Below are 26,682 nucleotides of genomic sequence, written 5' to 3'. Positions count from 1 at the left end.
GTTATTTCCTCAACCGCGCCTGGACGAGGTTCGCGAACGGCAGCTTGCCGTGGTCCGCGAGGAAGGCCGCGTGGAGCCGGGCCTCGGTGCCGTTGACCTCCCCAGCCGGGACCTCTTTCCACGCAATGACCAGCGATTCGGACGCCGCCAGCTGCCACACCAGCCTGCCGTCCCAGTGGCCTGGCGGCTTCCCCTTGCCGAAGTCCAGGAATTCCTGGATCTGCCGGCGGAGCCCTCTGTTGCCTTTGCTGCCGGGGCCCGCCTTGCCGAGGTAGAGGACGTCCGCGTCCCCGACCCATTCGGCAACCAATGCCGCTTCGGGCAGCGAGGGGTCCTTCTTTTTGAAGACGCCGGCGGTGCTCTTCTTGAGGAAACGCGGCTCGAAGCCGTCCGGCCGGAGCACGGCGAAGACACCCGTGCCCTGCGGGATCCGCATGATCTCAAGGCTGCCGACGGTCCTGAACCCGGCGAACCGTTCGGCCCTGAGCGATGTCCTGCTGACCATTGGTGTGGTTCCTTCGTTCGGTGGCGTCCGCGGTGTGGGGCCGCCGTACCATTCTTCCGCACCGTGAACTCAAGGGAATGGAATAACTTCCGGCCTGCGCAGCCCCACCTCCAAAAGCGTAGAGTGGCCTAAGACGCCTGATTCTGGACGCCGTGCTGCTGAGGGAGAGATCGTGACGATTGACTGGGACGAAAAAAAGGCCCTGCTACAGGAACCAAACATCGCGGCGGTAACGCAGCTCTGTGACGAACTGATGGAAAAGAAGCCAGGGTCTGTCGTCCCGTACATCGATCCCGTGCACGACGAGGATGAATGCCGGATCGTCAGCCTCCAGGTCAGTCCCGGCAAAGGCACCGAATCCGGGTTCGTCTCCCACAACAACGACGACGAAGCCGCCCGCCGCGCCACCCAGATCTACGAACTCGCTGAACTCGATCCCCGTTACGTGATGCCATGGAACGCGTACCCGTGGGTCCGCGACCCCGATCTTCCCACCGCGCTCAACGTCCAGGAAAAGACCGACGGCTTGCGCCCCTTCCGCCAGTTCCTGAAGATCAATTCCCGCGTTTCGGCCATCATCGCCCACGGCACCGACGCTTCAACGTTCCTCACCCTCTTCGAGAAGACCTACCATTCCTCCCTGAAGAACAGCGGCATCAAAATCTACAAGGCCAGCGCGCTCGGCGGGCGGGCCTTTGCTGTTTCTGAAGCCAAGCAGGAAGAGCTGCTTGCAAAGAGCGTCGAGGTCTACAAGGACGCCATGCAGCGCGCAGGTATCCAGCACCTCTAACTTTCCCCCGCTGACCGACTCTGGGTCAGCCTTCAAGCAGCCTTCGCCGGTGCTTCAGCTCTTTGACCCATGCCCGGGTGACCATCTCCGGGAACGGCGATCCGCCGTCGTCGGTCCGCCCGGAACCTGCCACGCCCGCAAAGGCGGCGTCCGCCTCCAGGTCGGCGATCAGCGGGCCGGAGGCCTTCAGGGCCAGCTCCACCACCTGGGCCGCCGTGCGGGCCGGAAGTCCCTGTTCCTGGGCCCAGCCCAGGAAGTGCCGGCGCGAAATTCCGCTGCGCTTGCCTGCCAGGGTCAGCGCCAGGGTTTTGTCGCCGTAGACCACGGTGGAGGGAATGTCGTAAACCGGGGCGATGGTCCACTCCCCGTGCGGCTGCTGGACCATGGAGACATTCTTGGCGTGCAGGTCGCCGTTGCCGCTCAGCCACGCAAACGCCCCCTGGATGGCCAGGTTCCTTAGTGCCGGCAACGGTGCCGAACAGTAATCCGCCAGAGCATGGCACACCAGGCCGTAGCCCACGTTGTACTTGTCCGCCGGGTAGAGCTTGAGCACCTGCGCCCCGTCCTCCACAGCCAGGCGCCGCACGTCGTCCGGACCTGCACCGGGGACGGGGACCCGGTCGAAGCGCTCGACGAGTAGGCCCGGCCGGCCCGCCACGTCCCGGATCAGCTGGACCCTGCTGAGCGGGATCCGCAGTTTGGCGGCGTATCTGAACATGACAAGCTCGTTTTCCACCACATGCGGAAATTCGGGGGCGTTGAGCTTGAGGATGAACCGCCTCCCGGCGCTGGCCACGGGCAGCGAGATCATGCCGGCCGACAGCTTGTCCTGCACGCCGGCCAGGGCCACGGGGTCGATCAGGTCCGGGTCGCCCAGGAGCTGGTCGAAGTCAACCGGCAGCTTGGGATCCAGCTGGACGGCGTGCTCGTCCGGGTCCAGCGGTTCGCCGTGGCCCACAATCTGCACGTCGCCCACCGGATTGCCGCCGGCCGCGATGAGCAGCGACAGGTCGTCGTCGGCGCTTGTTTTGATGGAACGCCGCAGCGCGTTGAGCCGGCGGCCTTCCGGCAGCAGCCCGGTGAAATAGGGCGGCGCCGCGCCCGCTGCCGACAGGACCGGTTCGCTGGTGAGCGGCAGGGAACTTGCGACGGCGGGTCCCCCGGACGCAAGGTATGCCGGGAGGTAGCTGAACCGGGTGCCGCCGTCGTGCCGTTCAAGGCGCGCAGCCAGGACACCGCCCTTATAGATGTCGGCGATGCGGTGTTTCATGGCGCTGATTCGTGTTGGCTGGCGGGGCCGCCGAGTGCGCGTGCGGCCTGGCTGGTCCTGGTGGCCAGCTGCAGCTCCAGTCCCAGGGTTTCCAGCAGCGCGGTCAGCGAATCCAGCTGAACGCTCGGCTTGCCCTGCTCAACGAACCGGACAAATCGCTCGGATACGCCGGCCATGTCCGCCAGGTCCTGCTGGGTGAGGCCCAAATCAGACCTGCGCGTGCGCACCTCCGCGGCCAGGAGGTCGCTGATGCTTTGGGACATGGCGCTCCAATAGGTACGTTCGTGCCGATTCTCTTGCAGTCCTGAGCCTACGCCGAATCATCATCCGCGGGAAGGGTCGGTTCGGAACGAACGTGCCGATGACTGTCAGCACGTTCGTTCCCTGGTTGCACGATGCGTCCATAACCGCCGCTGCCAATTGACACCGCGTGTGACCCGTGCCATATTTTAAGCGTGAACCTGTCAGACAGCCGGACAGCAGGACAGCCTGCCGAGTCCGCCGCGGACCCGACCGCCGACGGCCAGACCCCGGCCCAGCGCGCTCCGCAGCCGCTTGCCCGGCTCAGCGCCGCCGAGGCGGTGTTCAAGGCCATCCGGACCGACATCGAATCCGGACAGATCCCTGTCGGCGGCAAACTCAGTTCCGAGGCGATGCTCTCCCAGAGCTACGGCGTCAGCCGCTCTGTCATCCGCGAAGCCCTCCGCTCGTGCACCGCCCTGGGCCTGACCGTCACCAAAACCGGCAAGGGCACGTTCGTTGTGGCCGACAAAGTAGCCAACGACCTCACACTGGGCCAGTACTCCGCCCGGGACCTCACCGAGGCGCGTCCCCACATCGAGGTCCCCGCAGCAGGATTGGCCGCGGAGCGCCGGACCGATGAAGAACTGGAGACGCTGCGCCACATCGTCGCCGCCATGACCACGGAAACGGACCCCGAATCCTGGGTTGCCCTGGACTCCAGCTTCCACGCCGCGATCGCCCGCGCCAGCGGCAACAAAGTGTTCGCCAGCGTGGTCGCGGATATCCGGGGCGCCCTGGCCTTCCAGTCAGAAACCCTGAACATGGTGGCCGACCGGCAGCACGCCTCGGACATCGAGCACCAGCAGATCCTCGCCGCCATCGAGGCCGGCTCCGCGGACGCCGCGAGCAAAGCCATGGCCGAACACTTGCGCGCCGTCGGCGTTGCCCTCGACTCCATCCTCAACAAGTAACCCCACCCCTAGGACTCCATGCCAGCCCCTGCCATGCCCGCTGCCCAAGACGCTGCCCCCGGCACCTCCGCAGCCGAATCCGCGACGCTCCCGCAGCACGCACCCCTGGTGGTCGCCACCCGCGACGGCCTCGTGGAAAGCGTCCACTACGGCTCGGCCATCGCCACGGCACCGGATGGCTCAACCCTGGCAACGGCCGGCGACCCTCTGGCGCCGTTCTACCCGCGCTCTTCACTCAAGCCGCTGCAGGCCGTGGCCTTGGTCCGCGCCGGCCTGAACCTCCCCGCCGACCTGCTGGCCTTGACCGCCGCCAGCCACTCCGGCGGAGCCAAGCACCGCGGCGGCACCCAGCGCATCCTCGCCATGCACGGCCTCACCGCCGCCGACCTCGAGAACAGCACCGACCTCCCATACGGCACCACCGAGCGAGAGGACTGGCTGCGCTCCGGTTTCCACGCCACCCAGGTGACGCAGAACTGTTCCGGCAAGCACGCCGCCATGGCTGCCACCTGCGTCATCAACGGCTGGCCGGTCAAGGGCTACCTGGACCCCGCCCATCCGCTCCAGCGGCTCGTGGCCGCCACCATCACCGAGCTGACCGGCGAGGAACCGTTTGCCCTCAGCACGGACGGCTGCGGAACACCGCTCTTCGCCCTGACCCTCCGCGGCATGGCCCGTGCCTTCGGCCGCATCGCCATCGCCGCCGGGAACGCCGCAGGCAGCACCTCCGACGACGGCGGAAGCGTCCCGCCGTCTGCGGAAGCCGCCGTCGGACTCGCCATGCGGCAGCACCCGGACATGGTTGCCGGCGAACGCCGAGACGTCACCGACCTGATGCGGCTGCTCCCCGGGGCTGTGGCGAAGGACGGTTTTGAAGGTGTGCAGCTGGTGGGCCTGCCGGATGGTCGCGCAGTGGCCGTCAAAATCTCCGACGGCGGCGACCGCGCCCGGATGCCCGCCACCGTCCGCCTGCTCGAATCCCTCAGCGTGGACACCGCACCGCTCGCCGGCATCGCCACCGCCCCCGTCCTGGGCGGCGGCCGCAAAGTGGGGCTGCTTCAGCCCACAGACTTCCTCTCCACGCCCATCCCCACCCAGTAACTCCCCAGCCCCGAACGCCCAACCTCAACAACCAGTCCCAGACCGCCCGACCGCTCCGAAGGACACCCTCATGACGAATCCCCCCATCCCTGACCACCTGATCGACGGCGGCCATGCGCACGCCAGTGAGTCGTCGCTGCACGCGGAGGACAAGGGCTATCACAAGAACCTCAAACCGCGGCAGATCCAGATGATCGCGATCGGCGGTGCGATCGGCACCGGCCTGTTCCTGGGCGCCGGCGGCCGGCTCAACGCCGCGGGCCCGTCACTGGTCATCGCGTACGCCGTCTGCGGTTTCTTCGCGTTCCTGATCCTGCGGGCCCTGGGCGAACTGGTCCTGCACCGGCCCTCGTCGGGCTCGTTCGTCTCCTACGCCCGTGAATTCTTCGGCGAGAAAGCCGCGTTCGTCTCCGGCTGGTTCTACTGGATCAACTGGGCCACCACCACCATCGTGGACATCACCGCCGCCGCCCTGTACATGAACTTCTTCGGCCACTACATCCCCTGGATGGCGGCCGTCCCGCAATGGGCCTGGGCCCTGATCGCCCTGCTCGTGGTCCTCGCCCTGAACCTCGTCTCGGTCAAGGTCTTCGGCGAACTCGAATTCTGGTTCGCCCTGATCAAAGTCGCCGCCCTGGTCGTCTTCCTCATCGTGGGCACCTACTTCGTCATCTTCGGCACCCCCGTCGACGGCCAGCCAGTAGGCATCAGCCTGCTCACCGACAACGGCGGGATCTTCCCCAACGGCCTGCTGCCCATGATCATCCTCATGCAGGGCGTCCTGTTCGCCTACGCCTCCATCGAACTGGTCGGCACCGCCGCCGGCGAAACCGAAAACCCCGAAAAAATCATGCCCAAAGCCATCAACTCCGTGGTCTTCCGCATCGCCGTGTTCTACGTCGGCTCCGTCATCCTCCTGGCCCTGCTGCTGCCCTACACCTCCTACGAAAAAGGCGTCAGCCCCTTCGTGACGTTCTTCGGCTCCATCGGCATCCAGGGCGTGGACGTCATCATGAACCTCGTGGTCCTCACCGCCGCACTCTCCTCCCTCAACGCCGGCCTGTACTCCACCGGCCGGATCCTCCGCTCCATGTCCGTGAACGGCTCCGCCCCCAAATTCGCCTCCCGCATGAACAAAGCCGGCGTCCCCTACGGCGGCATCGCCATCACCGCCGGCGTATCCCTGCTCGGCGTCCCGCTGAACTACCTCGTCCCCGCCCAGGCCTTCGAAATCGTCCTGAACATCGCCTCCGTCGGCATCATCATGACCTGGGCAACCATCGTCCTGTGCCAAATCCAACTCAAACGCTGGGCCGACAAAGGCTGGCTCACCCGCCCCTCCTTCCGCATGTTCGGCGCCCCCTACACCGGCTACCTCTCCCTGCTCTTCCTCCTCAGCGTCCTGATCATGGTCTTCATCGACTCACCCCTGACCATGCTCGTCACCGCCATCGCCTCCGCCCTCATGGTCGCCGGCTGGTACGCCTGCCGCCAACGCATCCGCGACATCGCCGAAACCCGCGAAGGCTTCACCGGCACCGCCCCCGTCATCGCCAACCCGCCCGCGGAAACCTTCAAGAAGTAGCCTCCCGCCAGCCGGGAGAAACGGCCCGACGGCGGCACCCCAGGTTCTGTTTGCGCGGAACCGGGGGTGCCGCCGTCGAACGTTAACAGGGCATTGACCGCCCCACTGCGCAGGCGTAGTTTACGAAGAGGCGGGCCCGCTGCAGTGCCCGGCTCCCGGCTGCCGTCACGCAGCCTGACTGTCATGAAGCACGCCACGGTGGAGCGTGGTGCACCGGTCTCGCAACTTCTCAATCGGGCATGGCCAGCTGGCGGGGCCGTTGTGCCTGGACACCAAGCAGACAGCTTCGGAGTTCACCATGAACAGCAGTTCGCTGCAGTCCCTGCAGGAAAAAGTACGCGGGCCCCTCATCACGGCAGACCACGCCGGCTACGACACAGCCCGCGCCGTTTACAACGGGATGATCAACAAACGGCCAGCCGCCGTCCTGCAGGTTTCCCAAGTGGCCGATGTGATGGCGGCCGTGAATTTCGCCCGGGACGCGGGCATGGATGTGGCCCTCCGCGGCGGCGGACACAGCGCCCCCGGCTTCGGCACCTGCGAGGGCGGCCTGGTGATCGATTTCGTCAACCGCCGCGGGGTTCGGGTGGACCCGTCCACCGTCACAGCACGGGCTGAGGCCGGCGCCACGTGGGCGGACTTCAACCACGCAACCAACGCCTTCGGCTTGGCCACTACCGGCGGCATCATCGGTTCCACCGGGGTGACCGGCCTGACCCTGGGTGGCGGCATCGGCTACCTCGCGCGGAAATACGGACTGTCCTGCGACAACCTGACGTCCGCGGACGTGGTCACCGCCGACGGGAAATTCCGCATCGCCAGCGCCACGGAAAACGACGACCTCTTCTGGGCCCTGCGCGGCGGAACCGGCAACTTCGGGGTGGTGACTTCCCTGGAATTCGACCTGCATCCGGTGGACGTCATCTACGGCGGCGTGGTCATTTACCTGCTCGAACACGCCGAGGCCGTGGGGCAGCTCTACCGGGAAACCCTCGCGTCGGCACCCGAAGACCTGGGCATCTTCCTCGGCGTCCACCAGGGCCCTGAAGTACCCTTCCTGCCGGCCGAACACCACGGACGTCCCGTGGTGGTCATCGTGGGCGGCTGGACAGGCCCGCAGGACGAGGGAGCGCGGCAGTGGCAGCCGTTCCTGGACGTCGCCCCCGTGGCAGGCTCCTTTGTAGGGCCGCTCCCCTACCCCGTCCTCAACACGCTGTTCGACGAGTCCCTGCCCAAAGGGCTGCAGGCGTACTGGAAGGCCGAATTCCTGCCCACCATGAGCGATGAGGTCATCAAAGTGGCCAAGCAGTTCGGCGAAGGTGTGCCCAGCCAGCAGACGGCCAACCACTTCTACGCCATCAACGGCGCAGTACAGAGGGTGCCAAAGGACGCCACGGCCTTCCCGTACCGCGATGCCGACATCGCAGCCGTCATAGCCGGCATGTGGGAGGACCCTGCCGACAATGACGCGAACGTCAAATGGGTGCGCGACTACAGCGCCGGGCTCCACGCGTACAGCGCCGGCGGCGCGTACATCAACTTCATGGACGCCGATGACCAGTCCAGGATCAAGGACAACTACGCCGGAAACTACGGCCGGCTGGCCAGCATCAAGGCGAAGTACGATCCGGACAACCTCTTCCACATCAACCAGAACATCCGGCCAGCCGCCTGAGGCGTCCGGACCCTGCTGTCATGCAACGCTCCCGCAACCCTGTGCCGCGGGCTGATCGCCTATGCTCAGCAGAGTGCTTCACCACGCTGCTGAGCCGTTAAGGTCCACAGCCAGACGACGCAGTTCAACGACGAACCACCCGGGAGACACGGCATGACCAACTGGCGGATCAGGGATTTCCACTCGGCGGACCTGGACGGGATCCTGCATCTCTGGGAATCCCTCAAGGCCACGAACGTGGAGCCCGTCTATGCACTCTCCGAGGTCCTGGCGTCGTGCGAAAAGGACCACGCGGTGGTGGCGGTCCAGGGCGACATGGTGGTGGGCGCCGCCGTCGGCCGCGCGGCCCACGACCAGGGCTGGATCGTTTTCCTGGCCACGTTGCCTGAGTACCGGGGCCGGGGGATCGGCACGTCGCTGCTCGCCGCCGTCGAAAACCGGATGGCCCCGCACGGGCTCAATAAACTGTCCGCACTGATGCCTGAGTCCGAAACCCGGGTGGAGGCGTTCCTCAGCCGCGGCTTCGCGCTGAAGAAGAACCTGCGGTACTTCGAGCGGACCATTCCCGTGCAGCGCCAGGAACTGGGGGCCCTGGGCCAGCTCGGCGGCCGCATCCTGGCCCGGGACCTGTGGGAGAACGTTGCCGGGATGCGGAACGAGAAGGAGCTGCTGGAGCGGCGGCTGGTGCTTCCCCTGGCCGAAGCCGACCTCGCTGATGAGTACGGCGTGGTGCCGCCGCGCGCAGTTGTGCTTTTTGGTCCTCCCGGAACGGGCAAGACCACCTTCGCGAAGGCGATCGCGTCCCGGCTTGAATGGCCGTTCGTGGAGGTTTTCCCGTCCCGGCTGGCCTCAGACCCCAAGGGCCTCGCCGGTGCGCTGCGCGAGACATTCCTGGAGATCGCCGAGCTGGAGCACGCCGTGGTGTTCATCGACGAGGTGGAGGAGATCGCGTCGCAGCGGTCGGGCGAGCCGCCGTCGCCCCTGCAGGGCGTGACGAACGAGCTCCTGAAGATCATCCCGGCGTTCCGCGAACAGCCCGGCCGCCTGCTGGTGTGCGCCACCAACTTCATCCGCGCCCTGGACACGGCGTTCCTTCGCCACGGCCGGTTCGACTACGTCATTCCCATCGGCCTGCCCGACCGCCAGGCCCGCGAAGCCATGTGGCAGCGCTTCATCCCGGCTACCGTGGTGGACGATGTTGACGTGGAGCTCCTGGTGGAACGGACCGAGGGCTTCTCCCCCGCGGACATTGAGTACGCCGCCCGCAGCGCCTCCCAGCGTGCGCTGGAAAAGGCAGTGTACGACGACGGCGGCGCGGCTTCCGGCGGCAGCGTTTCCGTCCGCGAGGCGGTCCGGAAGGGGCCCTCCACCCAGGACTACCTGGACGCGATCGGGGAAACCCGGACTACCGTCAGCGTTGAGGTCCACCAGCAGTTCCTCGAGGACATCGACGCGCTCGGCCGGGTCTGACCCCCGGCCCAAGGGCGCCGGACGCGGCTCCGACACAGTGGAGCCGGGACCTCGCCGACGGTACGTTTGAACCATGTCCTCAAACCCACTTCGGCATGCCTTCTCCCGCATGGGCGGCCGGGATCCGCATGAGAAGCACCGTGCAGCCACGCCGCTGGAACTCTTCTTCGACCTGACGTTCGTCATTGCCTTTGGCGTGGCCGGCAGCCAGTTCGCGCACGAGATCGCAGAAGCCCACTTCGGTGCCGGGCTGCTGGGCTTTTCCTTCGCGATGTTCGCGGTGATCTGGGCTTGGATCAACTTCACCTGGTTCGCTAGCGCCTACGACACCGACGACTGGGTATTCCGCGTCGTCACCATGGTCCAGATAGTCGGCGTCCTGATCCTGGCGATGGGTATTGAACCCATGTTTCACTCCATCGTTGAAGGTGACCACGTCGACAACAGGGTGATTGTCGGCGGCTATGTGCTCATGCGCCTGGCCTTGGTGACGCAGTGGGTGCGGGCGTCCAGGCAGGACCCTGCCCGCCGCGACACCTGCCTGCGCTACGCGAAGTACCTGGCCGTGGTTCAGCTTGGCTGGATCGTGGTGCTGATCATCGAGGCGGACGTCGCCACCACGTTCCTCATGACAGTGCCCTTGGTGGTACTGGAGATGGCCACGCCATACGCCGCCGAACGCAAGGCCAGGACGCCCTGGCACGCGCACCATATCGCCGAGCGGTACGGCCTCCTGGCCATCATCGCGTTGGGCGAGTGCCTCATCGGCGCCATCGAAACCCTCCGCGCCGTCGTTGCCCACCATGGCTGGAGCGTCGATGCGGCGCTCGTGGGATTCGGCGGCACAGCCCTGGCCTTCGGCATGTGGTGGATCTACTTCATGCTTCCCGCGGGGCGCGCACTGCACCTGCGCCGGCACCGGTCATACCTCTTCGGCTACGGTCACATCCCCGTCTTCGCTGCCATCGCCGCAACCGGCGCCGGACTGCACGTGGCGGCCTACTACATCGACCACGAAGCCCACATCAGCGCCGCCGTGGCCGTGGCAACTATTGCCGTCCCAGTCGCGTTGTTCAAACTCTCGCTGACGTGGCTTTACAGCGTGATGGTCGGCGCCGACCGCACCATTATCACCGTGGCCGCAGGGGTGCTGGTGGCGCTGGCTGGCTCAATCGGCCTGGCGGCAGCCGGTGCCTCAATGCCCGCGTGCCTGCTGGTCATCGTGCTGGCCCTCGCCGTTTCGATCATCATCGATGAGCGCCGTGGCGCTGAACGGCTGCATCAGGCACTCGAAAAACTTGAGGCCGGGACTACCGCTCCGCGTCCCTAGCACTGTCTGCCGGCTCTGGTGTCTGGAACAGTTCGACCACCGGGGCAGTCCCGGCCACCGGGGCGTCGTCGTAGGCCAGGTTCTCGTAGTCGGTGTCGTCCTCGTCATCCAGTCTGTCGTCCAGTTCCTCCAGCAGCCAGGGATTTACCCGCGCCAGGATCTTGCGGATTTCCTCCACCTCGACGGCGGCATAAAGCACCGGACGGGCATCACGGTACTTCGTGACGGGTGGCTTGTCCGGCCACTTCTCCGCCAGCGCTTTGACCCGCTCGGGCAGTGAGTTGTGGGCGTTGTCTGCGATCTTGACCAGCGCGGCGTCGTGGTCCTCGGCGATTTCCAGGATTCCGGAGGCGTAGTCGTCAGGATTCTCGTGCAGCCGGTTGGTAACCCGCTCAATGATCCCCACGGCACGCTCGGAGACGCCCATGTCCAGCAACGCCTGCCGGGTAATGGGAGTGTCTTCGGCGATGTCGTGCAGGTACCCGGCGATCCGGATGTCGTCGTCGAAATCAGCCAGCGCATCCCCCACCGCGATCACATGGTCCCGGTACGGCCGCTTGAGCTTGTCCTTCTGGCGGTTATGGGCCACTTCCGCCAGGACCTTGGCGGTCTCAACGGTGAATCTGGGCGCGGAGCTGTGCTCCGTGGGGTGCTGGTCTGACATCCCTCAAGCCTACGCGCCCGGCCAGACCCAGGCCTCCCGGGGGAGGCTGTCCGGGCGGAACGCGGCGAGTGCCTGATCCAGCGTTCCGGCCGGCAGCCCGAGGGACGCCAGAAGGTGGTCCCGAACGCGGGCGACAGATACGCCGGCGAGTGCGAGGTCGCCCAGCGTGACCGCGCCGTCGCGCTTGGCCAGCCGGACGCCGTCGGCATTGACCACCAGCGGAACGTGGACATATTCCGGAACGGGCATATCCAGCAGCGAAGCGAGATATGCCTGCCGCGGCGTGGACGGCAGGAGGTCGTCCCCGCGGACCACCTGGTCAATGCCCTGGGCGGCGTCATCGACCACCACAGCCAGGTTGTACGCCGTCACGCCGTCGTTGCGGCGGAGGACAAAGTCGTCCACAATGCCGGTGAACGCGCCGTGGAGAATGTCGCTCACGGTGTATTCCGTGACTCCGGACCGGAGCCTCACGGCGGCCGGCCTCATGGACCGCTTGAACGCGACCTCTGCGGGGTCGAGGTTCCGGCATGTTCCCGGATAGGCGCCCTGGGGGGCGTGCGGAGCCGACGGCGCCTCCTGGATCTCCCGGCGGGTACAGAAACACTCATAGGTCAGGCCTGCATCCGTCAACCGCCCGATCGCGTCGGCGTAGCCGGCACCGCGGTCGGTCTGTCGTACGACGCCGCCGTCCCAGTTAACGCCGACTGCCCCAAGGTCGCGGAGCTGCCCGGCCTCTGCCCCGGCCCGCGCGCGGTCCAGGTCCTCGACCCGCAGCAGGAAATTGCGGCCGGTGGACCGGGCGAACAGCCAGGCGAGCATTGCCGTGCGGAGGTTGCCTACGTGCAGTTCACCGGAAGGGCTGGGGGCAAAGCGGCCGGCGGAAGTCATGGATCAACCCTATGCCGGACAACACAAAAGCCCCTCAGCTACCGACGACGTCGCAGGATCCGACGTCGGGGGCTCAGGGGCTCTTGCCGTGTTTGCTTCAATGACCGTGGTGTGAACAAGTGTCAATCAGCGGCGGCCTCCTTGCGGGAGGCGGTGTCCAGTTGCCGGGTGGTGTGCCGGGAGCCTGTAGCCTGCGGGGATCGGCGGTAGCCTCTGCCCTTGTTGCCACAATTTGAACAGAAGCCATACAGTTGGCACAACCGGCAGGCGGTCGGTTGGACAATCTGACTAAGAGCCGCCACCCGAACCGACAGGAACTGATCAGATTGCAGCAACTGGACGCCACCGATAAGCGGATCCTCAATGCCCTCGACGAGGACCCGCGCGTTCCCATCATGGTTCTGGCCCAGCGGCTTGGCCTGGCGCGCGGGACGGTACAGTCGCGCCTGGAGCGGATGACGGCGTCGGGAGCCCTCCGGCCCAACAGCAGCCGGGTACTCCCGTCAGCCCTGGGGAGGGGCGTGGCGGCAGCCGTGAGCGCGGAACTGGACCAAAGCCACCTCAATGAAGCCATCGCTGCCCTCCGGGAAATTCCCGAGGTCCTGGAGTGCCACGCCCCTGCCGGTGACACCGACCTGCTGATCCGGGTGGTGGCCACCAGCCCTGACGATCTCTACCGGGTCTCCGAGGAAATCCGGCTGTGCCCGGGAATCGTGCGCACCTCCACCAGCATGTTCCTGCGCGAGGTCATCCCGTACCGGACCACCGGGCTGCTGCGGGACTGACCGGACCGTTCAGCGCCGGGCACCCACCCTGCACGGGGAGCTCTCCCCATCGCCCTCCCCGACCCAACGCAGCTAGGCTGGCACGGGAATCCATTCAGGGGGAAACATGGCGGGGAACTTTTACGGCGGCGACGTGGCCCAGCTGCGGCGGCTTGCCAAGGACCTGGCAGGCGGTGCCAACAGGCTGACCCTGCTCGGCCAGCAGCTCAGCGGTGCCATCAGCACCGGCGCCTGGAAAGGGCACGACGCCGAGCGGTTCCGCAGCGACTGGACGTCATCGCATATGAAACTGCTGAAGTCCGCGACGGCGGGGCTGGAGGCGGCATCCAAGACGCTTTTCGCCAATGCCGACGAGCAGGAAAAAGCCAGCAGCGGCGGCGGTTCGGGCGGCAGCGGCCCGGGGGGCGGCGGAAATGGCGGCAACGGCAGCGGCCCGGCAGAAGGCGCCGCCCAGGACCTGACGGACCGGCTGAACAGCATGAGCGCCGAAGAACGCCTGGAGTATCTCGGCAGCGACGAATTCAAGCAATGGGCCGCGGACAACCCTGAGGGCGCCAAAGCCGCCATGGACGCCGCCGCCGACTCCGGCCTGATCGGGAAGAACTCAGAAGAATACGCGGATTTCCTCAATTCCTATTGGAACAACCAGGCCATGCTGGACATGGGCATCGACCCTTCCAGCTGGGACACGTCCAAGGGGACAGAGCACAACTGGGAGACCATCAAGAAGGTCTACGACTTTTACGGCCAGGCCTACCTGTCCAACCCGGACCTGCAGTGGGCCGGGATGGCCAACATGATCGGCCCGTCCTTCGCCGGCGGCTTCAAGGACATGGCCATGCTGCGGGACCTCGCGCAGCAGATCGCGGACAATCCGGCCTCGGACGTCCCGCTTCCCATCCTGGACCAGATCGAACAGCTCGCCGGAATGACCGACGCGGAGATCCGTTACTACGAAACCAGCATGCTGGACATGAACAAGGAGATTTTCCTCGACCAGGCCCGCCAGCACGAGGCCTACATGAACGGCGGAATCGACGAGATCAACCGGCTGCAGGACTCCGGCGCCATTGATTCCAAGACTGCGGAGGCCTGGACCAAGATCGATTCCGGCGATCCCGACCTTATCCGGGAGGGAAACACCTCCCTGCTGTACCGCGAGCAGAACGAGATCATCGCGGACGACTACGACAACATGCGAAACCACCCTGGCGGGGAAGCCGTGACGTACCTGGTCACCCTGGCCGGCGAGCCGTCCATTCCCGGGGCGAAGAGCTACGCGGAGGTCTTCCCCTACAGCTTCAGCGTGGAGAGCCCCGGGCCGGAAAACGTCCCGTTCACCAACTGGGACAACCCCACCCAGTTCCGCACCGACTTCACCACCGGGTTCCCGGACGGGAACATCTCCAACGCCGACCAGCGCTGGGAACTCATCCGGCAGGACACCCTTCCGGCCTACCAGGACCTGCTGGCGACGGATCCCGCACGGGCTGAGCAGATTATCGCCTCCGACTTCAACGACCGCGTGGACCAGCACCGGCCAACCAACAACATCCCCGGGATCATGGACCGCTTTGTGGATGGCTTCGGCGCGGAGGTGCACCAGTGACGTCCGCAACCGCATCCTCGCGCCTGGGGCGGCAGGCCGCCGTCGTACTTCTTGCACTGTCAGCTTGCCTCGCCATGCCCGGCTGCCAGATCAGCGGCACCACCACCGAACCGACCTCTCAAGGGAGCACCATGAGCACCTCGGAATTCTCCACCCTCGACGCCGCCGGAGTGGCCGCCATCCGGGAGGCCAAGAACGCACGGCTGGACATGAGCTCGGGACGGCTGGAAAAGGCGGCCGTACGGGTCACCGAAGACAGCTACGGACCGGAGATCAACACCCGGGACTCAGGAAAGATCAAATTCACCATCGTTGCGCCGACCGGCGAGATCAGCGGGGAAACGGACCGGATCCGGTTCAACACCACTGACAAACGTCCGGACTTCAGCGAGGTCACCTACTTCCTCACCGCTGGCTCGGCGGACGAGTACTTCGGGCTCATCCGGGACGGCGTGGAGCGGTACGGGATCGACGCCGACTCCGCAGAACGCTGGATCGCCGGCGCCCAGCGGGACCCGGAACGAAAGAGCGACTTCTCCATCACCTCCGGCACCGCCACCGGGCTGGAAGTGAACTACGACCTCCGCTTCGACGGCACCAAGGACACCCAGGTGATCATCGTGCATGTCAGTCCTGCGGCGTAGCTAAAGCGGCGCGGCTAAACCGGCGGGCCGGCGTTGGACTTCAGGTTCTTCATCACCAGGGTGGACGTCAGCCGCTCAACACCCGGCAATGATGTGAGCTCGGCGTCGTAAAAGCGCTGGTACGCCGGCAGATCCTCGGCGATGACTTTCAGCAGGTAGTCCGGCGAACCGAACAGCCGCTGCGCCTCCACAATGTTGGGGTTGTCCGCCACCCGGTTCTCGAAGATCTCCATGGTGGGGCGGTCCACCTGACGCAGCGTCACGAACACAATCGCCTCGAACCCCAGCCCCACGGCCGCCGGATCAATGTCCGCCTTATAACCGCGGATCACGCCCGAGGACTCCAAATCGCGCAGCCGCCGGTGGCACGGGGCGACGGTCAGGCCCACCTTTGCGGCGAGGGCCGTGGCAGTCATCCTGCCGTCCTCTTTGAGGTAACGCAAAATACTTCTGTCAATGTGGTCAATCACGCAATAACCTTACCGAACCGGCCCCTTCCTGCGAGAAAAAGGGGAGCACTTATGGCATCAAAGTTCATAGGGTTTGTCCTGTAGCCATCTGACAGGAGTAACCCGTGAACGCCCAACTGTTTTTCGCCTTTATCGTGGTGGCTGTCGCCCTCGCCTGCACGCCCGGCGTTGACTGGGCATACTCCATTACCGCGGGCCTGCGGCAGCGCAGCTTTGTGCCGGCAGTGGCCGGACTCTGCGGCGGTTACGTGCTCCACACCCTCCTGATGGTGGCGGGCCTGGCGGCCCTGCTGGCCGGCATGCCTGGAGTCCTGGGCTGGATCACGGTAGCCGGCGCCGGCTACCTCCTGTGGCTTGGCGTCAGCACCCTCCGCTCGTGGCGCGGCGCCTCCTTCACTGCGGCAGACGCCGTCGGAAGCCCCTCCGCCAACCAGTTCCGGACGTTCCTCCAGGGCATGGGGACCAGCGGCATCAACCCCAAGGGCCTGCTGTTTTACGTGGCCCTGGTGCCGCAGTTCGTCAGCCCGGACGCGTCGCTGCCCGTACCCGTGCAGTCGGGGCTGCTGGGCCTGACGTTTGTGCTCCTCGCCGGCATTGTCTACACGTGCGTGGCACTCCTTGCCCGCAAACTCCTGCAATCCCGGCCGGGTGCAGCACGCAAGGTAACGCTCGCCAGCGGCGTGATCATGGTTGTCCTTGGCGTGGTGCTCCTGTCCGAGCAGCTGGTCCCGCTGTTCATCTCCTGACCCGCAACCGGTGCGGCTCCGGAATGCTACGGGCGGCGCTCCATGAACCACTCCGTAAACTCCGAGGCCCGCCCGTCGGGAACCAGCCGGATGACCCACAGGTTGTCATAGCTGGGCCTGTCCCCCAGGTAATGCGTGTACCCCTGCACGAAGGCCAGGTCGCCGTCGGAGCCCAGCAGCGTCCACTCGAACGTCCACTCGTCAGGCTCATCGCGGGCAGCCAGCCAGCGTTCCACAATCTGCTCGCGCCCGGTCCACGGGTCCCTGTCGTGCGGGCGGGTGGCGTAGACGGCGTCCTCGGTGAACAATGCCCGGATGTCGTCGGGCCCGTTCGTGGTCCATGCGCTGATGTACTTTTTCATCCAGGACCGGGCTGCGTCGCTCATTTCTCCGTTGTACTCCCGCCCGGGTCGCCCCACAAGGGCGCCGCCGCGGAACGGCTTATTCGCCGTCGAGTTTCTCCCACTCCTGTTCCCACAGCCGGCGCTCCTCCACGTCCTTGCGGATGACTTCGAAGGTTTCGAGCTCGGCCGGCCTGCCCCGCAGCCAGTCCCGCGGATTGAGGGATTTCATGCCGTTGTCCAGCAGCAGGAAGGCGCGGTCGGTCATGGCGTCGTTTCGCAGCATCATGTCGGTTTTCCGGCGGCGAAGGACTTCCCCCAGGGTCTCCTCAGACTTGGTCCGGGCACCCAGGCGCCGAAGCGCGCGGGCACGTATCAGCAGCAGGGCGGCGGAAAGGTCATCGGAGTTGAGCAGTCCCTCAGTCCAGATCACCACCTGCTTGTCCCGGCCCAGCGCAAACGCCGCCGAACAGCGTGCCAGGGCAGCAGGCAGTGACGGCGGCAGCTGGGCAGAGGTCTGCAGGGCGGCTTCCTGCTGGCCCGTTTCCCGCAGGCAATGCGCGAGTGCCAGGAATACTGCTTCCTCGCTGAACAGAACGGGAACCTCGACGCGTTCGGCGACTTCGACCCTGGTGACCACCCGGGCAAGGTAGACAGTGGCGTACTGGTTGGCGTCGTCGCCGTTCCTGATGGACAGCCCGCGCTGCAGGAGCTCGGAGGCGCGCAGGTAGCCGCCGTGCTTGTAGGCCAGCAGCCCGGCCATGAGGTAGCAGAGTCCGGCCCACGTGGGATATGTGCGGGCCAGCGCGATAAGCCGCTCGGGCTGCCTGGCCCCGAAGATGGCTTCGTGGACCGCCTTGGCCGTCTTTCCGGAGAGCATTTTGAGCCGTGGAACGTTGCCGTCAACGGAAAGGAACGCCTGGTTCCGGACGCCGAGGACGCTCTGCAGGATCCCGCCGACTCCGTCAGCCAGGTCACGGACCGCCGTACGCAACTGGACCGGTCCGAAGGGCGTCAGGTCCCGGGTGTCCCGATAGATCGGTGTTAAAGCATCCCCCGCGGTCATTTCTCCATGCTAGCCGGGAGCTGCGGCCGGCCGGGGAACCAGCGGCACCCGTCAGGAGGTGGCCACGGAAACCCAGAGCCCGATCACCCACGTGCTCGCCGCCAGGCAGGCCAGCCCGAACTCCACCAGCATGCCCAGCCCGGTGGCCTTGAGGGCCGCCCAGCTGGTGGTGGTGGCAGTGCCGAAGTTCCGCGTGCGGACCAGTTCGCTGAGCAGCAGGCCGGCGGCGAAACCCACAAACAGCCCCACCACAGGAATGATGAACATGCCGGCAACGCCGGCCACCAGGCCGATCACCACACTCCGGCTGGGGATGCGGTGTTCCCGGAGCTTGCGTCCGGTCAGCACGGCACTCGCCGCCATTCCTGCAAGGACAAAGACCAGGCCAATGCCAAAAACCACCCAGCCGGCCGTTCCCGCCCCGCCCCAGATGGCCCACGCCAGCAGGCTGAGCCCGATCAGGATGCTGCCGGGAAGAACCGGGATGATGGTGCCGGCCACGCCTACCAGGATTGCCAGGCCGCACAGGATGGTCACCACGGTTTCCGAGTTCATGCCCCTCAGTCTAGGGCGGCCGCCCTGCCGGCCCGGACCGGCGGTCTTAACCCCCGACGGCGGCACTTCTCCCGGGAGGGGAGGCACCGCCGTCGAACGTTATGGCAGGCTGCGGCTGCGGCGGTTACTCCGCTTCCACTGCCGCGGCGACAGCTGCGGTCACTGCCGGGGCCACGCGCGGGTCCAGCGGGCTGGGCACGATGTAGTCCGCCGACAGGTCATCTTCGGCCAGTTCCGCGATGGCGCGGGCCGCTGCGATCTTCATGGCGGGCGTGATCCGGCGGGCGCCGGCGTCCAGTGCCCCGCGGAAGATTCCGGGGAAGGCGAGCACGTTGTTGATCTGGTTGGGGAAGTCGCTGCGGCCGGTGGCCACTACGGCTGCGTACTTGGCGGCAACCTCGGGCAGCACTTCGGGGTCCGGGTTGGAGAGCGCGAACACGATGGAGTCGGCGTTCATCAGCTTCAGGTGCTCTTCGTCCAGCTTGGAGGAGGAGACGCCCACGAAGACGTCGGCGCCAAGCAGGGCGTCGCCGGGGCCGCCGTTGATGCCGCGAGGGTTGGTGCGCTGCGCGAGCTGGGCCTTCTTGCTGGCCGGGTCGGCGGCGATGTCCGCACGGTCGCGGTTGATAACGCCCTTGGAGTCGAGCAGGACCACGTCCTGGATGCCGGCGGCGAGGAAGATTTCGGCAACGGCGATGCCGGCGGCTCCGGCGCCGGAGACCACCACGCGGAGGCTTTCCAGTTCGCGGCCGGTCACTTTGGCTGCGTTGGTCAGCGCGGCCAGGGCCACCACGGCGGTACCGTGCTGGTCATCGTGCATGACCGGGCAGTCCAGCGCCTCGATGAGCTTTTCCTCGAGTTCGAAGCAGCGGGGCGCGGAGATGTCCTCGAGGTTGACGGCGCCGAAGCTGGGGCGCAGCCGGACCAGCGTCTCAACGATCTCGTCCACGTCGGTGGTGTTCAGCACCAGTGGGATGGAATCGAGGTCGCCGAACGTCTTGAACAGCGCGGACTTGCCCTCCATGACCGGCAGGGAAGCGCTGGCGCCGATGTTGCCCAGGCCCAGCACAGCGGTGCCATCGCTGACCACAACCACCAGGCGCTGGGCCCAGGTCAGGGTCTTGGCCAGTTCCGGGTTGGCGTGGATGGCGCGGCTGACCTCAGCCACTCCGGGCGTGTAGGCGATCGAAAGGTCGCGCTTGTTGGACAGCGGGACGGTGCTGGTGATCGAGAGCTTTCCGCCCTGGTGGGCGTCGAAGATCTCCGCTTCGGTCAGGGCCGTTGCTGCGGAATTGTCGGTGGATGCGATTGCGTCAATGGACACGTCGTTGTCTCCTGGGGCTAGCCGTGGGCGCACGGCGCAGAAAGGCTCAAGCACATGGAGGCTCGAGGTGGTGGATTCGGCGCTTCGCGGGCCCAAGGGTGGCGGGCCCGGGGTGAAGCCCTTGCAGGTGCGGGTTGCCAGCCACTCCGGTTCTGCAATGGTAAACACGCTGAGCCGGCCGAAATTGCCGCGCAATCCTGTCCGCGGCATGACAAAACGATTATTCAGCCAGATTTGTGATCCGGATCACGCCAATAAGGCTGATTTAAGCCCACATTGGTCTAGACCGGTTACGCGGATTTGTGCACGGAATACGACCCGGACGACGCGGGAACCACCAGTGAGCAGGCCTTCTTCAGGTCTTCTTCGGCTTCAAAGAGGGACAAGCGCCGGTTCCGGACGGACTGGACCAGACCAGTGACAGTCAGCAGCAGGACCCGGGCCGCGGTGTCGTTGCTGGCCGTCGCCACGGCTTCCTGGCTCAGCGCGTCAATCTCCCGCAACAGCACCGTGGTGTCCCGGTCCTTGAGGTATACGCCGCGGGTGAGGCACTGCTCCACCGCCGGCTGCATCACGCGCATGTGGAAGATCTCCATCACCACACCGGACACGGCGCGCCCCCGGAAGCGGGCCGATTCGCTTCGCGTGCCGGCCTGGAGCTCGTCCAGCTGGTGGCGGTACAGGGCCAGCATCAGGTGGGTGGCGGACGGAAAATACCGGTAGAGCGTGCCGAGCGGCACGTCTGCCTTGGCTGCAACTTCGGACAGCTCCACTGCATCCAGCCCTTTGCGGGCGAAGCCGCCGGCGGCTTCCAGGATCCTGGCGTAACGCAGTTTCTGGCGCGGGGCAGAGGGCCTTGCGGCCATGGGCGGATGGTCTGAAATGGTCTCGGGCATCAGGATTCCGGGGTTGTGTTCCTATGGTGAATCAGCAGGGAGCGTCCCCATCCCGTGCCGCCTGCAGTCCGCTCCAACTATACGGATATGCCCGAGGGGTGGCTAGCCGGTTCGATCGTTGGAGTGAGACGATATGGATGCCATGATGTCTGGGGATTTAATGGCGGGCCCCGGTGACCTTATGAAACGGGACCGTGCGGAACACCGGTTCTTCTGTCGGGGAACTCCAAGGGCTGGTGCGAAGGATCCTGGATGCCGGTGCAGGCTGGAGTGCACCCGTTACCAGGAGCTGCTGGAGTCTTTATCACCGGCGGCTGCAGCTACTTTTCAAAACTGAAAATGAGGTCTCAGAATGAGCAGCATCATAAGTGCGAAATGGGCAGCACGCCTGCTGTCCGGCGCAGCCGTGGCAATTGCGGCCGCTTTCGCCGTTTCCGGAGCGGCCAACGCCAACAATGACCCGGATAATCCCGTGATCAACGGGCAGCCTTTCGTCGGATCAACCCTGACAGTGGAGATCGACCCGACGTCCTACCGGGGCTGCGGGGCAGCCGCCGGTCCGGACTACCGCATCTATTGGACCCGCGACGGCGAGATCATGCCAAGCCACGGAACGTGGTGGTTTTACCATCTGAGCGAAGAGGATCGTGGCAGCAAGATCGAAGCGCACGTGGCCAGCAACTACCCCTGCGAGCCCATGGTTGTCCACAGCGGGCCAACGCCTGCGATAGCGGCCTCCAACCGTGCCAACGGATTCACGGGCCGTGGCGCATCTGAACTCCTGGCCCGCACGTCCAGCGGCACGCTGAACTTGTATTCAAAGGTGAACGGCGCCTGGGAAGCGCCACGGACAGTCGGATGGGGCTGGGACGTATTCACGCAGCTCCTCTCCCCTGGCGACTTCGACGCTGACGGCAACAGCGACGTTCTCGCCCGCGACGGCGCGGGCCGGCTTTTCCTGTACGGCGGAACGGGCGACGGCGGGATGTTTCCAGGGGAGCAGATCGGCAGCGGCTGGAACGTGTTCGAATCAATATTCAGCCCAGGAGACTTCAACGGCGACGGCACCAACGACGTCCTTGCCACCGGCTTCGATGGAACACTTTATTTGTATCCCGGAGACGGAGCCGGGGGCTGGCTGCCGCCATCGGTAGTGGGCAGTGGGTGGGGTGTGATGGACGCCATTCTCACCCCAGGCGATTTCGACGGCAACGGCACCGTGGACTTGGCTGCCCGCGACGGAAGCGGCGCGCTGCATCTGTACAACACGGACGGGACGGGCGGCTGGGGCGGCATCAGCACCATCGGCCAAGGGTGGGATGTCATGCGCATCATTGGCGGCGCCGGAGACTTCAATGTCGATGCAACCAACGACGTTTTCGCCATCGGCTCAGACGGACGCCTGTTTGCCTACTATGGCAACGGCGCTGGTGGCTGGACAGGCGTTGAAGCCATAGGACAGGGGTGGCAGGTCTTTACGGCAGTCTTCTAGCGAACCTGCTGGCCTACTGTAAGCAATTCAAGGGGATTCAATGGTTTACTGCGGCTCATGGGTTAAAGGACGTTCACCACGCAAGGGCCGCGCACGGCTCCGCGAAGGACCGTCACGCGGCACTGTACGAGGCACGACGGCGGCGCTGCTCTGCGCGCTTTTGATCGCCTTCGCCCTGGTCCCGCTGACGCCGGCTGCAGCCCTGGCGAGACCTGTGCTGACGCACTTCGAGCGCACCTCCCCGGACACCATCAACGCCGGGGATACCCTGACCATCGAGTTCAGCACTGATATCCCGGTGGCCTCCGGGACCCTGAAACTGTCTAACGGGCTGTACCCTCACCGGGACTTCAATTGGGGAAACGAAGAAGGGCCCGAACTGACTCAGCACGTCATCATCGTGCCCACCGATGCCGGCTCGTGGCTGGGCCGCCGCTATCTGGTGGAATCCTTGTCGTTCCGGTATAGCGACACGCATCTGGGTGCAACGATTCACCGGAGCCATCCTGGGGGCGAGTCGTTCGCCGCCGCAGATTTCACCGTCATCAATTCCGAGCTCACTGCAGACCGGCCCGAGCTGGCTGAAGTCGAGGTCACCTCGGACTACGTGCTCGCTCCGGGTGAGGCCGCGGTTGTTGCTTTCGGCCTCACGGCACCCGCTCAGAGCGTCAAACTCCATTACAAGGACGAGTCCTTGCTGAACAGCAAGGTCCTCGAATGGACGGGGAGTCCCGGACCCGGCCCGTTTACGGGCGAGGTGAGCATGCCCATCGAGGCCGGCTTCTTCGAGAGTGAATATGAGCTCCATTCTGTTCAGGTGTTCTACCTTGGCGGCCAGGCCCAATACAGTTTCGCCCGGGAGTCCTGGCCAATTGGGGGTGGAGACTTTTTCGTGGTGAACCCCGATAATCCGCTGCAAACCTTCGAGAATCTCACTCCCCCTGAGATTTCGATTAATGATCCCGCGAACGCCGAAAACCGCTTGGAATTCACCCTCGGTCATACATCAGGCACCTGGTCAAAGACGCCGACATCATCGTTTGGCAGGTGGCGACGGGATGGCGCATATCACTGCGGTTCCATGTTTTGTAATAGCGCCTATTATGTGACATCGGCCAGCGACCTGGGATCGGTAGTGGACTTCGAACTGACCGTGATGCTGGAAGGTCACAAGGCGTTGACGGTCCTGTCGAATCCGATGTACTTCTCCCGTACGGGGCCCGCAACTGTCGTCGGCAGCAACCGCGTCGGGAGTGAGCTCAGGGCCAGCTTCGATCCTTCGACCGTCACCCCTATGCCCGAGGGGGCGGCCCGTGCGGTCGTGTTCGAATGGAAGGATGCCGCGGACCCGGCGAACGTCCTGGCCACGGGCGACACCTACCAGCCGACCCTGGCGGACGTCGGACGCACCGTCCATGCCGTGGCCGTCGTCGAGTTCGATGGCCAGACCGTCGCCCGGGTGGTCAGCAACAATATTGGCCCGATTGCACAGGCATCGCGGCTCAGCGACTTCAATAACGACGGATCCAACGATCTTTTTGCTGTGGCCCAGAACGGTGTCATGCGGATGTATGGGGCCAGCGCGTCCGGCTGGGCATCTCCTGCGGAGGTCGGCTGGGGCTGGGACATTTTTAGTCTCGTCTTCTCACCGGGTGACTTCAACGGCGACGGCAACGTCGACGTGATGGCACGGGACTCCGGCGGCGATCTGTTGCTCTATGAGGGAGATGGCCGCGGCGGCTGGCTGCTGCAGGCCTCAGTCGTGGGAACAGGCTGGTCCGTGATGACGGACATCATGGGCCCCGGAGATTTCAACGGGGACGGGACAAGCGATGTCCTCGCCAAAGACAGGGACGGCAGGTTGCTGCTGTATCCGGGAAACGGCGATGGCGGCTGGCTCGCCCCCAGCCAAGTGGGTTACGGGTGGAACATCTTCAACAAGGTCTTCGCCCCCGGCGATTTCGACGGCGACGGCGGACCTGACGTCATGGCACGCGACGGCAAGGGCGACCTGGTCCTGTACCAAAATGACGGAAACGGGAACTTTGTTGGCCTCTACACCATCGGAACAGGCTGGGACGCGCTGGCCACTTTCGGGAGCATCGGCGACACCGATGGCGACGGCTGGCTCGATCTCTACGCCATCGACCATGGTGGACTCCTGATGGCCTATCACCACAACGCCACCGGCTGGGAAGGCCCTCATCCCATCGGCCCTGGCTGGAACACCCTGAAGTTCGTTTTCTAGCTAGCCGCCGGCAAACAGCGGTGTCTTTCGCTACAGGGTGTCAGTCATGGGGCGCTCTGCATCAGTCAACGCCCTTAATCTTCACCACAAAGACCGCGCCGAGCAGGCCGATCACGGCGGCCGTGACGAACAGCGTGAGGTACCCGCCGAAGTACGTCACGGCAAGGAAGGCCAGCACCGGGGCGAACACCTGCGGAAGGGAGTTCGCAACGTTGATAATGCCCATGTCCTTGCCCCTGTCGGCGGCCTCTGGAAGGACCTGCGTCAGCAGCGCAAAGTCCACTGCCAGATAGGCGCCGAACCCCACACCCAGGATGCCGGCGCCCACGAGCGCGCCGGTCCAGACCGGGAAGAATGCCATGGTCAGTCCCGCCGCGGCAATGATGGCGGAGGACCCGATGACAAACGGCTTCCGCCGGCCCAGCCGGTCGCTCCAGGGCCCCGCCAGCACCGCAGTGATCATCACCATCACCGCATAGATGCCGGTCAGGGTCAGGACTCCCAGGGCCGGGTCGTCGTGCTTGAGGACGTCCCGGAGGAAAAAGAGCAGGTACACAATGGTCATCTGGTTGCATACATTGACCAGGAAGCGGGTGAGCCAGGCCCAGGCGAAGTCCGGGTGGCGGACGGGGCTGATCCAGAAGCTCCGGACAAATTCACCCAGCCGGAAGGGAACCTTCTGCGACTCCGGCAGCCGGGGATCATTGCTGTGGAACAGATAAGGCAGGACCGAGACTATGAGCGCCGCGGCGCACAGGGCATACCCCACCATGTAGTTGCCGCTGACCACGGCACCGAACACGGCACCGATCAGGATTCCCACCGTCTGGCCCATGGCAGCCAGGCCGCCCACTCCGCCGCGCTGCAGGACGGGGACACGGTCCGGGACAGCAGCCGTGATGGCGGCGTAGGCGGCGTTGGCCCCCAGCTGCACCAGGCACCAGAACAGCACCATCAGGGCTACCGTCGTGGCGCCCGACAGGGCCAGGAGCGCAGCCGTTGCCAGGATTGCACCGGCCAGGACCCACGGTGACCGGCGGCCGAAGCGCGAGGTGGTGCGGTCCGAAAGAGCGCCAAACAACGGATTGGCCACCAGGGACACCGCGGCGCCGCAACCCGTGACGAGGGACAGGATGGCTTCCTTGTTGGCCTCGTCAATGCCGATGGCCTGCTGGCCGATAAAAACGTTGATGGGCCCAAAGAAGGCGGCGTTAATGCCAACGTTGACCAGCACCAGCCCGGTGACCCAGCGGGCGGTGACCTTTGTCGTGGGCTCGGCGAGCGCCGCCGTCGTGCCGTCCGCCGCAGCGCCGGGATCCGGCGGTGCGGGTGTGTTGGACAGGCTCATGGCTGGTTCCCCCTGAACGGTTGGCGATTCTGAAAATCAGACTATCGTGGGCATCATCGCCCCGCTTGTCGTACGGCAAACTTCCTGCCGATACAGCCGGAAACCCCCGAGGAGAACGCATGACTACAGCCCCAGGAAACCAGGCCGGCCAGGCCGTCAACACGGCCGATCTTTATGACGAGCGCGGGGAGGAACTCGCCTCAATATCGCTCCAGTTCCAGCCCCTCGGCGGCCGCTCCCACTTCAGCGGACAGGTCCGGACCATCCGCTGCTTCCAGGACAACGCCCTGGTGAAGTCGACCCTGGCCACCCCCGGACACGGCAATGTCCTGGTGGTGGACGGCGGGGGTTCCCTGGCCACGGCGCTGATGGGGGACATGATCGCCGAAAGCGCCGTGGCAAACGGCTGGGCCGGCGTCGTGATCAACGGCGCCATCCGCGACCGGGAGGCCATCGCCCAACTGGACCTCGGCGTAAAAGCCCTGGGCAGCAACCCGCGAAAGAGCTCGAAGGCCGGTGCCGGCGAAGTTGACGTGGACGTGGTGATCGACGGCGTGACCATCCGGACCGGTGCCATGATCTGGTGCGATCCGGACGGCATCCTCGTGGAGCAATAACGCCCGTCGCGGACATGACTGCAAAAGAAATCTGTGGCCCGGGGAA

General features: G+C 65.5%; 26 protein-coding genes. 14 read left to right on the top strand and 12 right to left on the bottom strand.

From position 1 onward, the window contains the following. Position 1: 1 nt before the first annotated feature. Positions 2–505, bottom strand: a complete 504-nt coding sequence (locus J2X42_RS15990) for a hypothetical protein (protein ID WP_310166746.1) — start codon at positions 503–505, stop codon at positions 2–4. A gap of 172 nt (positions 506–677) precedes the next feature. Between J2X42_RS15990 and J2X42_RS15985 the strand changes: the two genes are divergently transcribed. Beyond that, positions 678–1,295, top strand: coding sequence for a uracil-DNA glycosylase (locus tag J2X42_RS15985; RefSeq protein ID WP_131135425.1), 618 nt, complete (start codon positions 678–680; stop codon positions 1,293–1,295). A 25-nt stretch (positions 1,296–1,320) separates the two neighbouring features. Here J2X42_RS15985 and J2X42_RS15980 read toward each other — a convergent pair whose 3' ends face one another. Further along, positions 1,321–2,565 (bottom strand): HipA domain-containing protein, encoded by a 1,245-nt coding sequence (locus J2X42_RS15980; RefSeq protein ID WP_310166742.1) that lies wholly within the window; start codon positions 2,563–2,565, stop codon positions 1,321–1,323. After that, positions 2,562–2,828: a helix-turn-helix transcriptional regulator gene (locus J2X42_RS15975; RefSeq protein WP_310166740.1), complete on the bottom strand. Its 267-nt coding sequence runs from the start codon at positions 2,826–2,828 to the stop codon at positions 2,562–2,564. Before J2X42_RS15975 ends, J2X42_RS15980 begins: the two co-directional genes overlap by 4 nt. Before the next feature lie 192 nt (positions 2,829–3,020). Between J2X42_RS15975 and J2X42_RS15970 the strand changes: the two genes are divergently transcribed. The 6 genes from J2X42_RS15970 (at position 3,021) to J2X42_RS15945 (ending at position 10,940) form a co-directional block, all read left to right on the top strand. Continuing rightward, positions 3,021–3,779, top strand: a complete 759-nt coding sequence (locus J2X42_RS15970) for a FadR/GntR family transcriptional regulator (RefSeq protein ID WP_396134090.1) — start codon at positions 3,021–3,023, stop codon at positions 3,777–3,779. Between the two features lie 18 nt (positions 3,780–3,797). Continuing rightward, positions 3,798–4,880 carry an asparaginase gene (locus tag J2X42_RS15965; protein ID WP_310166739.1) on the top strand — a complete coding sequence of 361 codons (1,083 nt, stop codon included), beginning with the start codon at positions 3,798–3,800 and terminating at the stop codon, positions 4,878–4,880. A 70-nt stretch (positions 4,881–4,950) separates the two neighbouring features. Further along, positions 4,951–6,465 carry an amino acid permease gene (locus tag J2X42_RS15960; RefSeq protein WP_310166738.1) on the top strand — a complete coding sequence of 505 codons (1,515 nt, stop codon included), beginning with the start codon at positions 4,951–4,953 and terminating at the stop codon, positions 6,463–6,465. Positions 6,466–6,763: 298 nt separating this feature from the next. Further along, positions 6,764–8,140 carry an FAD-binding oxidoreductase gene (locus J2X42_RS15955; RefSeq protein ID WP_310166737.1) on the top strand — a complete coding sequence of 459 codons (1,377 nt, stop codon included), beginning with the start codon at positions 6,764–6,766 and terminating at the stop codon, positions 8,138–8,140. 153 nt (positions 8,141–8,293) lie between these two features. Beyond that, positions 8,294–9,610: an ATP-binding protein gene (locus J2X42_RS15950; RefSeq protein WP_131135418.1), complete on the top strand. Its 1,317-nt coding sequence runs from the start codon at positions 8,294–8,296 to the stop codon at positions 9,608–9,610. A 73-nt stretch (positions 9,611–9,683) separates the two neighbouring features. After that, on the top strand, positions 9,684–10,940 hold the full coding sequence (locus tag J2X42_RS15945) for a low temperature requirement protein A (protein ID WP_310166736.1): 1,257 nt from the start codon (positions 9,684–9,686) through the stop codon (positions 10,938–10,940). On the opposite strand, the gene J2X42_RS15940 is transcribed toward J2X42_RS15945, so the two are convergent. Continuing rightward, on the bottom strand, positions 10,921–11,604 hold the full coding sequence (locus J2X42_RS15940) for a phosphohydrolase (RefSeq protein WP_310166735.1): 684 nt from the start codon (positions 11,602–11,604) through the stop codon (positions 10,921–10,923). The genes J2X42_RS15945 and J2X42_RS15940 overlap by 20 nt on opposite strands. A gap of 9 nt (positions 11,605–11,613) precedes the next feature. Continuing rightward, the gene (gluQRS, locus tag J2X42_RS15935) at positions 11,614–12,495 is read right to left on the bottom strand and encodes a tRNA glutamyl-Q(34) synthetase GluQRS (protein ID WP_310166734.1); all 882 of its coding nucleotides are present in this window, start codon (positions 12,493–12,495) and stop codon (positions 11,614–11,616) included. Positions 12,496–12,821: 326 nt separating this feature from the next. Between gluQRS and J2X42_RS15930 the strand changes: the two genes are divergently transcribed. From J2X42_RS15930 to J2X42_RS15920, 3 genes are all read left to right on the top strand, one after another. Next, on the top strand, positions 12,822–13,280 hold the full coding sequence (locus J2X42_RS15930; RefSeq protein ID WP_252564471.1) for an Lrp/AsnC family transcriptional regulator: 459 nt from the start codon (positions 12,822–12,824) through the stop codon (positions 13,278–13,280). Between the two features lie 106 nt (positions 13,281–13,386). Further along, positions 13,387–14,889 (top strand): WXG100 family type VII secretion target, encoded by a 1,503-nt coding sequence (locus tag J2X42_RS15925; RefSeq protein ID WP_310166733.1) that lies wholly within the window; start codon positions 13,387–13,389, stop codon positions 14,887–14,889. After that, positions 14,886–15,533 (top strand): hypothetical protein, encoded by a 648-nt coding sequence (locus tag J2X42_RS15920; RefSeq protein WP_310166732.1) that lies wholly within the window; start codon positions 14,886–14,888, stop codon positions 15,531–15,533. Before J2X42_RS15925 ends, J2X42_RS15920 begins: the two co-directional genes overlap by 4 nt. Before the next feature lie 14 nt (positions 15,534–15,547). Here the strand turns inward: J2X42_RS15920 and J2X42_RS15915 are convergent, their stop codons facing one another. Further along, positions 15,548–16,003 (bottom strand): Lrp/AsnC family transcriptional regulator, encoded by a 456-nt coding sequence (locus tag J2X42_RS15915; RefSeq protein ID WP_310166731.1) that lies wholly within the window; start codon positions 16,001–16,003, stop codon positions 15,548–15,550. Between the two features lie 104 nt (positions 16,004–16,107). On the opposite strand from J2X42_RS15915, the gene J2X42_RS15910 reads away from it, so the two are divergent. After that, positions 16,108–16,749, top strand: a complete 642-nt coding sequence (locus J2X42_RS15910; protein ID WP_310166730.1) for a LysE family translocator — start codon at positions 16,108–16,110, stop codon at positions 16,747–16,749. A 26-nt stretch (positions 16,750–16,775) separates the two neighbouring features. On the opposite strand, the gene J2X42_RS15905 is transcribed toward J2X42_RS15910, so the two are convergent. The 5 genes from J2X42_RS15905 to J2X42_RS15885 form a co-directional block, all read right to left on the bottom strand. Next, a complete protein-coding gene (locus J2X42_RS15905; protein WP_310166729.1) occupies positions 16,776–17,135 on the bottom strand; it encodes a nuclear transport factor 2 family protein in 360 nt (119 codons plus the stop codon). 55 nt (positions 17,136–17,190) lie between these two features. After that, entirely contained in the window at positions 17,191–18,156 is a 966-nt protein-coding gene (locus J2X42_RS15900; protein WP_310166728.1) for a hypothetical protein, read from the bottom strand. A 51-nt stretch (positions 18,157–18,207) separates the two neighbouring features. After that, a complete protein-coding gene (locus J2X42_RS15895) occupies positions 18,208–18,711 on the bottom strand; it encodes a DUF456 domain-containing protein (RefSeq protein ID WP_310166727.1) in 504 nt (167 codons plus the stop codon). A gap of 124 nt (positions 18,712–18,835) precedes the next feature. Beyond that, complete coding sequence (locus J2X42_RS15890) at positions 18,836–20,035, bottom strand: NADP-dependent malic enzyme (RefSeq protein WP_310166726.1); 1,200 nt, start codon at positions 20,033–20,035, stop codon at positions 18,836–18,838. Positions 20,036–20,325: 290 nt separating this feature from the next. Further along, positions 20,326–20,931 (bottom strand): TetR/AcrR family transcriptional regulator, encoded by a 606-nt coding sequence (locus J2X42_RS15885; protein WP_310166725.1) that lies wholly within the window; start codon positions 20,929–20,931, stop codon positions 20,326–20,328. 352 nt (positions 20,932–21,283) lie between these two features. On the opposite strand from J2X42_RS15885, the gene J2X42_RS15880 reads away from it, so the two are divergent. Continuing rightward, on the top strand, positions 21,284–22,423 hold the full coding sequence (locus tag J2X42_RS15880) for a VCBS repeat-containing protein (RefSeq protein WP_310166724.1): 1,140 nt from the start codon (positions 21,284–21,286) through the stop codon (positions 22,421–22,423). A gap of 40 nt (positions 22,424–22,463) precedes the next feature. After that, a complete protein-coding gene (locus J2X42_RS15875; protein WP_310166723.1) occupies positions 22,464–24,671 on the top strand; it encodes a VCBS repeat-containing protein in 2,208 nt (735 codons plus the stop codon). A gap of 61 nt (positions 24,672–24,732) precedes the next feature. On the opposite strand, the gene J2X42_RS15870 is transcribed toward J2X42_RS15875, so the two are convergent. Then, entirely contained in the window at positions 24,733–26,019 is a 1,287-nt protein-coding gene (locus tag J2X42_RS15870; RefSeq protein WP_310166722.1) for an MFS transporter, read from the bottom strand. A gap of 119 nt (positions 26,020–26,138) precedes the next feature. Between J2X42_RS15870 and rraA the strand changes: the two genes are divergently transcribed. After that, positions 26,139–26,636 (top strand): ribonuclease E activity regulator RraA, encoded by a 498-nt coding sequence (gene rraA, locus J2X42_RS15865; protein WP_310166721.1) that lies wholly within the window; start codon positions 26,139–26,141, stop codon positions 26,634–26,636. Positions 26,637–26,682 lie beyond the last annotated feature (46 nt).

It is taken from the genome of Arthrobacter sp. BE255 (assembly GCF_031457335.1).
Classification (GTDB): domain Bacteria; phylum Actinomycetota; class Actinomycetes; order Actinomycetales; family Micrococcaceae; genus Arthrobacter.
Note: the sequence above shows the minus strand (reverse complement) of the source record. Positions and strands in the feature narration are given on the sequence as shown.

What these genes read in the sequence shown, in the direction of transcription:
- J2X42_RS15990 (WP_310166746.1), bottom strand. Translation starts at nt 505, where the DNA reads ATGGTCAGCAGGACATCGCTCAGGGCCGAACGGTTCGCCGGGTTCAGG.
- J2X42_RS15980 (WP_310166742.1), bottom strand. Translation starts at nt 2,565, where the DNA reads ATGAAACACCGCATCGCCGACATCTATAAGGGCGGTGTCCTGGCTGCG.
- J2X42_RS15975 (WP_310166740.1), bottom strand. Translation starts at nt 2,828, where the DNA reads ATGTCCCAAAGCATCAGCGACCTCCTGGCCGCGGAGGTGCGCACGCGC.
- J2X42_RS15965 (WP_310166739.1), top strand. Translation starts at nt 3,798, where the DNA reads ATGCCAGCCCCTGCCATGCCCGCTGCCCAAGACGCTGCCCCCGGCACC.
- J2X42_RS15960 (WP_310166738.1), top strand. Translation starts at nt 4,951, where the DNA reads ATGACGAATCCCCCCATCCCTGACCACCTGATCGACGGCGGCCATGCG.
- J2X42_RS15955 (WP_310166737.1), top strand. Translation starts at nt 6,764, where the DNA reads ATGAACAGCAGTTCGCTGCAGTCCCTGCAGGAAAAAGTACGCGGGCCC.
- J2X42_RS15950 (WP_131135418.1), top strand. Translation starts at nt 8,294, where the DNA reads ATGACCAACTGGCGGATCAGGGATTTCCACTCGGCGGACCTGGACGGG.
- J2X42_RS15945 (WP_310166736.1), top strand. Translation starts at nt 9,684, where the DNA reads ATGTCCTCAAACCCACTTCGGCATGCCTTCTCCCGCATGGGCGGCCGG.
- J2X42_RS15940 (WP_310166735.1), bottom strand. Translation starts at nt 11,604, where the DNA reads ATGTCAGACCAGCACCCCACGGAGCACAGCTCCGCGCCCAGATTCACC.
- gluQRS (WP_310166734.1), bottom strand. Translation starts at nt 12,495, where the DNA reads ATGACTTCCGCCGGCCGCTTTGCCCCCAGCCCTTCCGGTGAACTGCAC.
- J2X42_RS15925 (WP_310166733.1), top strand. Translation starts at nt 13,387, where the DNA reads ATGGCGGGGAACTTTTACGGCGGCGACGTGGCCCAGCTGCGGCGGCTT.
- J2X42_RS15905 (WP_310166729.1), bottom strand. Translation starts at nt 17,135, where the DNA reads ATGAGCGACGCAGCCCGGTCCTGGATGAAAAAGTACATCAGCGCATGG.
- J2X42_RS15900 (WP_310166728.1), bottom strand. Translation starts at nt 18,156, where the DNA reads ATGACCGCGGGGGATGCTTTAACACCGATCTATCGGGACACCCGGGAC.
- J2X42_RS15895 (WP_310166727.1), bottom strand. Translation starts at nt 18,711, where the DNA reads ATGAACTCGGAAACCGTGGTGACCATCCTGTGCGGCCTGGCAATCCTG.
- J2X42_RS15885 (WP_310166725.1), bottom strand. Translation starts at nt 20,931, where the DNA reads ATGCCCGAGACCATTTCAGACCATCCGCCCATGGCCGCAAGGCCCTCT.
- J2X42_RS15880 (WP_310166724.1), top strand. Translation starts at nt 21,284, where the DNA reads ATGAGCAGCATCATAAGTGCGAAATGGGCAGCACGCCTGCTGTCCGGC.
- J2X42_RS15875 (WP_310166723.1), top strand. Translation starts at nt 22,464, where the DNA reads ATGGTTTACTGCGGCTCATGGGTTAAAGGACGTTCACCACGCAAGGGC.
- J2X42_RS15870 (WP_310166722.1), bottom strand. Translation starts at nt 26,019, where the DNA reads ATGAGCCTGTCCAACACACCCGCACCGCCGGATCCCGGCGCTGCGGCG.
- rraA (WP_310166721.1), top strand. Translation starts at nt 26,139, where the DNA reads ATGACTACAGCCCCAGGAAACCAGGCCGGCCAGGCCGTCAACACGGCC.